Genomic DNA, 8,728 nt, shown 5'->3' on the forward strand with positions numbered 1-8,728 from the left:
CTTTTCGAGACACACTAAGGGTATACAGAAATACTGTATCCATAAGCGCTATAAGAAGCGGAACGAATCAAGCTCTCAAAGAACCCTTCGAGTAATAGCAATTCGATTAATATTTGATTCTAACACTTGAAGATTATTTCGAGATCAAATCAGCATCAGTCAAAATGACGAACGGCCTGAAACTTAATCTCGAAGAGAGTTTAACAGAGAAGAAACTTCTAGGATTGTTTGAATTTCAGAAGCAATCAGGTCTTTCAAAAAGACTACCGATAACTCTCGAACCCTCATTCAAAAAGGAGACTTTCAATATCCTCACTTCTTGGAATTGACCTCTGGGCTCCCCTTTTGGTAACAGATAAAGCCGCGGCTGCACAGGCGTACTTGAGAGAAAAGTGAAGATCCAGTCCTCTGTCAAGCGAGCAGGCGAAGGCGCCATTGAAGACATCGCCAGCTGCGGTTGAATCAACAGCTTTTACTCTGAAAGTCGGAACAACTAGACTTCTAGACCTTCCTGTGAAGAGAACTCCTTTTTCCCCTCTCTTTAGCAGAACATTCTCACATCCCATTTCAAGAAGCTTCGCGGCGGCTTCTTCAATACAGAGCGACGGTCCCGTAAGCTCAGCCATCTCCGTTTCGTTCGGGGTAATAATATCTACGTATTGTAGAATCGATTTATCTATATTACTTGATGGCGCAGGATCGAAGATAACGGTCTTTCCGGCTTTGTAGAAGAGTTTTGCTGCGTATAGAGACGATTTGAAGGGGATTTCATTTTGTAGCAGAAGAATGTCGGCCTTTAGCAAACTCTCTCTTGAATCGTCGATAATCTCTGGAGACAGTCGAGAGTTTGCACCCGGGTATACTATTATCCTGTTTTCTCCTGATCTTGCAACCTCTATCAATGCAACTCCGTTTGGAGAATCTACAAGTCTTATTCCGTGCCCAAGATCAATAGCTTCAAGCTCTCTCTTCATCATCTGGGCATTTCCATCGTTTCCCAGGCAGGTCAGGAAGAATACGTCCCCACCAAGCGATTTGGCTGTTACTGCCTGATTTGCGCCCTTGCCTCCTGGATAGTAGGAAAGTTCCAAACCTTTCTGAGTCTGGCCGGGCATAGTGAATTTGTCTACGTTTATTACCATGTCGACGTTACTGCTTCCAATGACTGCTATCATAAAGGCCTCCATAAAAAAGCCGGAGGGAGATCACGCCCCCCGGCCTTTTAATCTTAATTACTTCAGCGTTACCAACTGGAGATCTACGGGGATATAAATCGTACCGATAGTCAGATACTCGAACGCTTTGACAACGGCAAGTTGGCCCATAACAAATGGTTGCTGAGCAACAGTAGCAGCCATTTCGCCTGCATTTACGGCCGCAACGGCATCATCAATGGCATCGAAACCTACGACTTTGATCTTGTCTAGAAGACCAGCGGCTTTTATGGCTTCGATTGCTCCAAGAGCCATCTCGTCATTGTGAGCAAACACAGCGTCGATATTTGGATTCGCCTGAAGGATGTTCTCTATTACTACAAGTCCTTCGGCTCTGTTGAAGTTTGCAACCTGTTTTGCAACTATCTTGATGCCCGGGTATTTTGAAATAGCTGCACCAAAGCCCTGACCACGGTCTCGCGCAGCCGATGTTCCAACGATTCCTTCAAGTTCAACTACGTTCCCCTTTCCATTGAGTAGCATTGCAACGTACTCACCGGCCATCATGCCGCCCGCAACATTATCCGAAGCAATATGCGCAATTACTTTTCCGCCATTAGCTCCTCTGTCAACCGTTATTACAGGAATCCCAGCCTTGTTAGCTTCCTCTACTGCAGTGACGATAGCATCGCTGTCAGTAGGGTTAATGATTATTAGATTCAGTTTCTGTTGCACAAAGTCTTCGATATCGCTTAGCTGCTTTGCAGGGTTATCGCGACCATCGGCTACGATAACTTCTATTCCTAGACCGGCCGCTGCTTCAAGAGCTCCGTCTCTAAGTGTTACAAAGAACGGATTGTTGAGAGTGGATAGAGAGAGTCCAATTCTGTACGTTGCTCCAAAGAGAAATGCTGACGCTACTACCAGAACAAAGGTAATTACAAGTAGTTTCTTCATTTCAGTACCTCCTTATCAAAAATAGGCCTTGAAGGCCTTTAGTAAGATCGCTCAATCGTTGTTACTTTCGGCCATAACTGCCAGGAGTATTACGGCTCCCTTTACTGCCTGCTGGTAGAATGGTGAGATATTTACTAGATTCATACCGTTGTTTATTATTCCAAGAACCATGATGCCAAAAACCGTTCCGACTATCGACCCCTTTCCACCGGAGAGACTCGTTCCTCCTAGAACGACTGCGGCTATGGCGTCCAACTCATAACCCTCTCCAAATATGGGCTGGGCGCTATTTAGTCTTGCTGTCAAAATAAGCGCACTTAGTGCAGAAAGAAGCCCACTTATAATGTAAATAACGATCTTATATCTATCTACTTTCACACCACTTAACTTTGTCGCCTGCACATTTCCACCTATAGAGTAAGTGTATAGACCCAGCTTCGTATTGAAGAGAAGGTACCAGGCAAGAGCAAATACTCCAAGCATTATTAACACAGGCACAGGAATTCCGAAGATCTCTCCGCTCCCGATTTCCCTGAAACCTGCCGGAAAACCTGTTACAGGCCTCCCCTGAGTGAAAGCCTGAGTGAGACTTCTGGCAATTGCCATAGTGGCAAGAGTTACTATGAAGGGCTGAAGTTTCATTTTGGCAATGATTACACCATTGAATGCACCCATAAGAGCACCTATTCCGAGCGCAGCCAGAATTCCAAGCAGAGGAGAAGTGTTCTTAACAACACTTGCCCCGACTACTGCTGAGAAAGCGAATATCGAACCTACTGAAAGGTCTATCCCTCCAGAGATTATTACAAAAGTCATCCCAAATGCAATTATTCCGTTTATAGAGACCTGTCTGAGAACGTTCATGAAATTCGAAACGGTAAAGAATCTATCGCTTAGAAAGCTGAACACAAGAACAATTCCAACAAAACCGACAACTATCGGAAACCTTCTCAAAAGGCTGAGGGTTTTCTTCATCTTTGCCCTCCCATTGCCGCAGAAATGATGTTCTGCTGATTAATATCCTTCCTTTCGAATATGGCTGCCTGTCGACCCCGGTGCATTACGAGCACTCTGTCGCTCATACTGGTTACTTCTGGCAGCTCAGAAGATATCATGATGATTCCCTTACCCTGATTCGCCAGTTCATTCATCAAGCGGTAAACCTCAACCTTTGCTCCAACATCGATTCCCCTGGTTGGTTCAACGAAGATTACGAGTTCAGGAGATTTAATGAGTCCCTTTGCCAGAACTACCTTCTGTTGATTCCCTCCAGAAAGGTTATTAACCCTCTGATCTGGAGAAGGTGTCTTTATAGTCAGTCTCTTTATCATCGCTTCAGCAAGTCTCTTACTCGCTCTCCAGCTAATGCTACCTAGCTTACTTACAAGTTCCGTATTTGGCAGCACAACGTTTTTTGTTATACTCAAAGGCGTTACTAATCCCTGTGTCTTGCGATCTTCGGGTATGAGAATAACTCCTCTTGCCAGTGCTCTGTCCGGCCTTATGGGAATAGGATATGGTCTTTTGGATAACTCGGCCCTGTTTGCACTAGCCTTTAAGCCACCGTATATGGCAAGGGCAACTGCCCCCTTACCTGAACCCACAAGCCCCGCTATTCCGAAGATTTCGCCTCTTTTCACTTCGAAAGAGACATTTTCGAAATGTCCAGATGCCGAAAGCCCATCAACCATGAAAACGGGTTCTTCGGTCACAAGATTCTCTTTTGGGAACATATCGTCGATTCTTCTTCCTACCATATCCTTTATCAAACGATCGCCAGTATAGCTTTCCGTAGGACCGGAAGATATGAACGATCCATCTCTCAATATCGTAACCCTGTCGGCTATTTCGAAGACCTCTTCAAGTCTGTGAGAAATAAAGACTATCGAAACGCCCTTCTCTCTGAGCTCTCTCATAAGTCTGAAAAGTATCGCTGTTTCATGCTCTGTTATTGTTGCAGTAGGTTCATCCATAACGATTATCTTTGCATCGGAAGCCAAGGCTCTGGCGATCTCGACAAGCTGTTTTTCGGAAACATTGAGTTTCTTAACTGTCGTGCCCGCAGGCACTGGAAAGTTGAGTGATCTCAGAAGATCCTCCGCCCTTCTTCTGAGTTTCCTGCGATTAAGATTCCACCAGGAGCTACTCTCTCTTCCCAGATATATGTTCTCTGCAACAGTTAGATCCTCGCTGAGATTCAACTCCTGATATATTACTGCTATTCCATGCGCTATGGCATCTGAAGGACTCTCAAAGCGAACTTCATTGCCCTCGAGAATTATCTTCCCTTCATTCTGTCTGTAAACACCACTCAGAATCTTCATGAGAGTTGATTTGCCGGCACCGTTTTCGCCTATCAGAGCAAGAATCTCGCCCCTCTTCAGATCGAAACTGACGCTATCCAGCGCCTTTACACCGGGAAAGCTCTTGGAGATACCCTCCATCTTGAGAATGAAATCATCCATTGCTACTCTCCCTGATTTGAAGCGAGGTCTTCAGAAGAACCTTGCTGTTAGTTTTTTGACCGCTGATCTTTCTCAGAAGCATCTCACCGGCCGCCTTACCCATAGCGTATCCATCCTGCCGAACGGTTGTCAACCTTGGGTTGGTCATCCTTGAGAAGAGTATGTCATCAAATCCAGTAACCGAAACGGTTTTAGGCACATCATATTTCATTTCAGCTAACTCCATCATCGCTCCGAATGCTATCATATCGTTGCCGCATACTATGGCATTGGGTATTCTCTTGAGTCTTCTCAACATCTCTCTACCACTCTCAAAGGTATAGTCTCCAAAATGTATCTCGCAATCACTAATTTCTTCTGAGATAGCATCTTCAAATGCCCTCAACCTCTCTCTGGAGGAGAAGGTATTTACGGGACCACTTAAAAAAGCGAAGCTTTTGTTACCAGCTCCGATAAGATAATCCATCATCTTTCTCATTCCGTCGTAATTGTCTGAAAAGACATAAGAGACCCCTTCCCAATCTTGATAGTTATCGATAATCACGATCGGTAGGTGAGATGAAATGGCCTTAATAGACTCGGGAAGCTCTCCGAGGAGTATTGCGCCAATTCCCTCGATATTCCTTGAATACAGTGCCTTTAGAAGTTCTTCCTCCTTTAGAGGATCACCTGATGAACTGACAAGAAAAATGAAATACCCCTTCACGCGCAGATAATCTTCGGCTCCCTTTACTATTTGGGAGAAGAAGGGATTCACAATATCGGGGATAAGGAAGCCTATCATGCCGCTACTACCGATCCTGAGACTTCTGGCAAGTCTGTTGGGGACATACCCAAGCTCCTGAGAGGCCCTATTGACTTTCTCTTCAAGTTCAGGGCTTACATACAGACTTTTGTTGAGAACTCTGGAGACTGTGGCCGTCGAAACTCCCGCCTTCGCCGCTACTTCACGTATGCTTATCTTACTCTTCATTTATACCTTAAATCCTCCTGTAAACGTTTGCGTAAACGATTACACAGTAATATAAACATACTCGTATTGTAATAGCCAAGTCTATTCACACATTATCATGAACGTTCAGCTGAGACATGAGGTGATTATTGATTAGTTACTCTTCTATGCTTCTTCATTCTAGTTCATGTATCGTCGTAAGATCAAAACAAAAGTGGGTATAATAAGTCGCAGCAAACGAGGAAAATGAAATTGGTTGCTTCAAAATAAAAAGAGGGTGTTTCCACCCTCTTTCGATTTGTCATTTTAATCAGTAATACTCAATCTCTCTTGTCTCTTCCTGCTCTATCATCGCCATCTCTTTCCAACCATCTGTCTCAAGGTCGGCAATGTTCATGACATAGTAGGCTACCATAGAGATGTAGTTGCCCATTGAGTCATATTCATACTCGTACACGACCGCTTCCTTCTCATCTCCCCAGTAGCTATCGGAGATCTTAATCGATACGTCGCCCATTTCGTTGTATTCAAGAGTAGACACGATTGGTTCTACGTCTTCTCCGGGCATCGCAAACATGTACATGAACTCCGATTCTCTTATCCTCTGATTCTTCTCATTGTATTCGTAGAAGGTTCTGCTGAGATCCATTCCCATCATGCCAAATCCCTCTTCGACAAGATTGCCTCTCTCATCGTAAGCCATCGATATCGTCATTTCGATTTCCTCGCCCTCGCTGATTCCAGACATCTTCTGAGCGACTAACCTGCCAAACTCGTCGTATTCCATTATGATGGTGGATTCTCCCTCTCCATCTTCTACAATGATTGACACTATCCTCCCATTCTCGATGGTTATTTGCTCAACTGATTCTTCAACTCCATTTTCTCTTCCGGTAATAGAAGCTAGCATTCCGCTTGCGTCATAGTTGAACAGAATCGCACTGATTTCGTTCCCTTCTTTGTCAGAAGAAATCTGTGATAGAAGTCTACCCGATCTATCGAAAGAGAGTATCTCGTACGGAAACACAAAATTCTCTTCCATGTAGAACTCGTCTTCTGGATAAACTATCTTAACTGTCTTGACCGGTCCTCGCAGATTGAAGTCGCTCGCACTCATTGGGATCATGAATTCCGATTGTGCAAAGGCAACTAGAGCGAATGCGACGAGCAAAGAAATCATTAACACTTTTTTCATTACTACACCTCCATTTGCTAAGTTACTATAATCATACAGGAGAGAGTAAGAAAAAGGAGCATCTATCTTATCTAAAGGCGGGCGAAAATGCAGAATCTGCTAATCGATAGACCATCTGAAGAAGAGAAATTCGAGATCATGAAGAAAATGTATTACTCAATTCCCGAGTCTAGTAGCGGGAGGTATTCACTTCCGGATCTAAGACCGATGGATGAAGTATACTCCGACTTTCTCAAGAGAGGAGACTCTTTGATAGTTCTCAGGAGCGGCGAAGAAATCGTAGGACATGTACATTCTGGTCCCCAGATCGATGAAAGACTCGCGTTCGGAAGATCCGGTCACATCTATGACCTGTTTGTGAGCGACATATATAGGAGAAGAGGAGCAGGGAAGCTTCTGCTTAGTGCTTCTTTAGAAGAACTCAAGAGATCCTCTTACTTGACAGTCACAGCAAATACATACAGGCTTGGAGCAGGATGGCGCCTTCCCAAGAGCGACTTCTATCATTGCGATATTCATGACGGAAAGGATAGTCTGTCGGCTTCGGCAACGGCGATAATCACTTCGATAAATCCTTTCATGCAAATATTCTCCCATATCTTCTTCGGTAAAGTAATGTACAGAATAGGACCCAGGAAAAGCACATTGATCGGTATCGGCCTTACAATATTCACGATGCTTTTCTTTGCGATGGCGCAGAGCTGGGTCTTGATAGCACTCGGTTACTTTTCGCTTGGAATTGCCTTTGGTGCTTTCATTAACGGTGCTGGTACTATGATATCTTTGAGCTCACCACCCGAGCGAAGGGCCGAGTTTCTTGGACTGCTTAGGTCAGCGAGAGCGATTGGTTTCATGGTGGAGCCTTTACTGGCCGGAACGGTTGCAGAATACTCTTATTTCGTCATGTTCATCATGATGGCTTCACTCATTGCAGCTGGAGGACTAATCGTGATTGTTTTTACGAAGGATCGATTGATAACGAGCTGAGTCAAACCGGCGTATGATAGTGCAGTAGAATCTCAGGAGCAAAGTAAAAAGTAATAGGAGATTATTCAAAGCAATTGGCAACGTGGGCAAGAAGAATGATCGAAGCGGAGGTGAACAAGTTTGTTGAGATACATCGTCAAAATCCTTGTGTCATCGATAATAATCGCTCTTGTTTCTGAAGTTAGCAAGAAGTCCGGATACATTGGAGGACTTATAGCTTCTTTACCCCTTACTTCAATGCTGGCGCTATTCTGGCTCTACAACGATACAAAAAATCCAAGTAAAGTTGCAGAACTTTCCACCGGTATTCTCTTATTTGTTCTTCCTTCTCTGATTTTCTTTGTTGCTATGCCGTTGTTTCTTAGAAGAGGCATCAATTTCTACGTAGCGCTTGCTTTATCCAGTGGAATCATGATGGCGGGCTATGCCTTCTTTTTGCTTATCCTTTCAAGGTTTGGAGTGAGATTATAGCAGTTTTGACTTGAACGAATTCTTCGACCACTGTTTGTGAAGCGTTTCACAAGAAAATCCTTGTATTGTTCAGGTAGATTCCCAGGACTGTGAAAACTTCTCCTGTAACTGCTCGCGCCCAGTACTCGAATCAGGTGATTCGGCTGAACATCTTCGCAACCATTTTGGTGCTTATGGCAATTCCAACTGAGACTACCACAACAGGTAAGCCTGTGCCGATACCATAGATTGCAGGGATTAGTAGCCTGGACTGTTCATTGGCGGCCAGTGGAATTACACTTCCAAAGAACAATGCAGCCGATACAGGGCAGAAGGTAAGGGCGAACAGAGAGCCGAGGATCAGGGCACCGAGCAGGCCTTTGCTCTTGATCTTTTCTTGTGATTTTGTATCCAGATTTCTTCCCTTGTTTCTGAAACTCAGCAGTTCAAGAAGGAACATGCCTACGATTATCATTATTGGACCTATCAACTTCCCCATGTATTTCTGGAGGAACCTCGACAGACCGGGAGCCGCAGTCAAGCTTGAAACAAGCACAGCACCTATGAC

At 44.4% G+C, this 8,728-nt stretch carries 8 protein-coding genes and 2 pseudogenes; 3 read left to right on the forward strand and 7 right to left on the reverse strand.

What is annotated here, in order from left to right; all coding sequences use genetic code 11:
* Window positions 1-284: 284 nt before the first annotated feature.
* From rbsK to ENN47_11565, 6 genes are all read right to left on the reverse strand, one after another.
* Window positions 285-1,175: a ribokinase gene (rbsK, locus tag ENN47_11540; protein ID HDP78786.1), complete on the reverse strand. Its 891-nt coding sequence runs from the start codon at window positions 1,173-1,175 to the stop codon at window positions 285-287.
* Window positions 1,176-1,232: 57 nt separating this feature from the next.
* Complete coding sequence (locus tag ENN47_11545; GenBank protein ID HDP78787.1) at window positions 1,233-2,111, reverse strand: D-ribose ABC transporter substrate-binding protein; 879 nt, start codon at window positions 2,109-2,111, stop codon at window positions 1,233-1,235.
* 51 nt (window positions 2,112-2,162) lie between these two features.
* A complete protein-coding gene (locus ENN47_11550; GenBank protein HDP78788.1) occupies window positions 2,163-3,086 on the reverse strand; it encodes a ribose ABC transporter permease in 924 nt (307 codons plus the stop codon).
* A complete protein-coding gene (locus tag ENN47_11555; GenBank protein HDP78789.1) occupies window positions 3,083-4,576 on the reverse strand; it encodes a sugar ABC transporter ATP-binding protein in 1,494 nt (497 codons plus the stop codon). The genes ENN47_11550 and ENN47_11555 overlap by 4 nt, the downstream gene beginning before the upstream one ends.
* Window positions 4,569-5,549 (reverse strand): LacI family transcriptional regulator, encoded by a 981-nt coding sequence (locus tag ENN47_11560; GenBank protein HDP78790.1) that lies wholly within the window; start codon window positions 5,547-5,549, stop codon window positions 4,569-4,571. The genes ENN47_11555 and ENN47_11560 overlap by 8 nt, the downstream gene beginning before the upstream one ends.
* 289 nt (window positions 5,550-5,838) lie before the next feature.
* Window positions 5,839-6,723 carry a membrane-binding protein gene (locus tag ENN47_11565; GenBank protein ID HDP78791.1) on the reverse strand — a complete coding sequence of 295 codons (885 nt, stop codon included), beginning with the start codon at window positions 6,721-6,723 and terminating at the stop codon, window positions 5,839-5,841.
* A gap of 87 nt (window positions 6,724-6,810) precedes the next feature.
* Between ENN47_11565 and ENN47_11570 the strand changes: the two are divergent.
* The 3 genes and pseudogenes from ENN47_11570 to ENN47_11580 all read left to right on the forward strand — a co-directional run bounded on the left by ENN47_11570 (window position 6,811) and on the right by ENN47_11580 (window position 8,181).
* Window positions 6,811-7,185 (forward strand): annotated as a pseudogene (locus ENN47_11570) (GNAT family N-acetyltransferase).
* Window positions 7,186-7,216: 31 nt separating this feature from the next.
* Window positions 7,217-7,710: pseudogene (locus tag ENN47_11575) on the forward strand (MFS transporter).
* A gap of 120 nt (window positions 7,711-7,830) precedes the next feature.
* Window positions 7,831-8,181 (forward strand): DUF3147 family protein, encoded by a 351-nt coding sequence (locus ENN47_11580; GenBank protein HDP78792.1) that lies wholly within the window; start codon window positions 7,831-7,833, stop codon window positions 8,179-8,181.
* A 130-nt stretch (window positions 8,182-8,311) separates the two neighbouring features.
* Here the strand turns inward: ENN47_11580 and ENN47_11585 are convergent.
* Window positions 8,312-8,728: sulfite exporter TauE/SafE family protein (locus ENN47_11585; GenBank protein ID HDP78793.1), on the reverse strand; the 417-nt coding region annotated here is incomplete at its 5' end.

This window comes from Mesotoga infera, from assembly GCA_011045915.1.
Lineage (GTDB): Bacteria > Thermotogota > Thermotogae > Petrotogales > Kosmotogaceae > Mesotoga > Mesotoga infera_D.

Bases quoted from the DNA above. Each gene is read 5' to 3' on its own strand.
- rbsK (HDP78786.1), bottom strand. From the start codon at position 1,175: ATGATAGCAGTCATTGGAAGCAGTAACGTCGACATGGTAATAAACGTA.
- ENN47_11565 (HDP78791.1), bottom strand. From the start codon at position 6,723: ATGAAAAAAGTGTTAATGATTTCTTTGCTCGTCGCATTCGCTCTAGTT.
- ENN47_11550 (HDP78788.1), bottom strand. From the start codon at position 3,086: ATGAAGAAAACCCTCAGCCTTTTGAGAAGGTTTCCGATAGTTGTCGGT.
- ENN47_11555 (HDP78789.1), bottom strand. From the start codon at position 4,576: ATGGATGATTTCATTCTCAAGATGGAGGGTATCTCCAAGAGCTTTCCC.
- ENN47_11545 (HDP78787.1), bottom strand. From the start codon at position 2,111: ATGAAGAAACTACTTGTAATTACCTTTGTTCTGGTAGTAGCGTCAGCA.
- ENN47_11560 (HDP78790.1), bottom strand. From the start codon at position 5,549: ATGAAGAGTAAGATAAGCATACGTGAAGTAGCGGCGAAGGCGGGAGTT.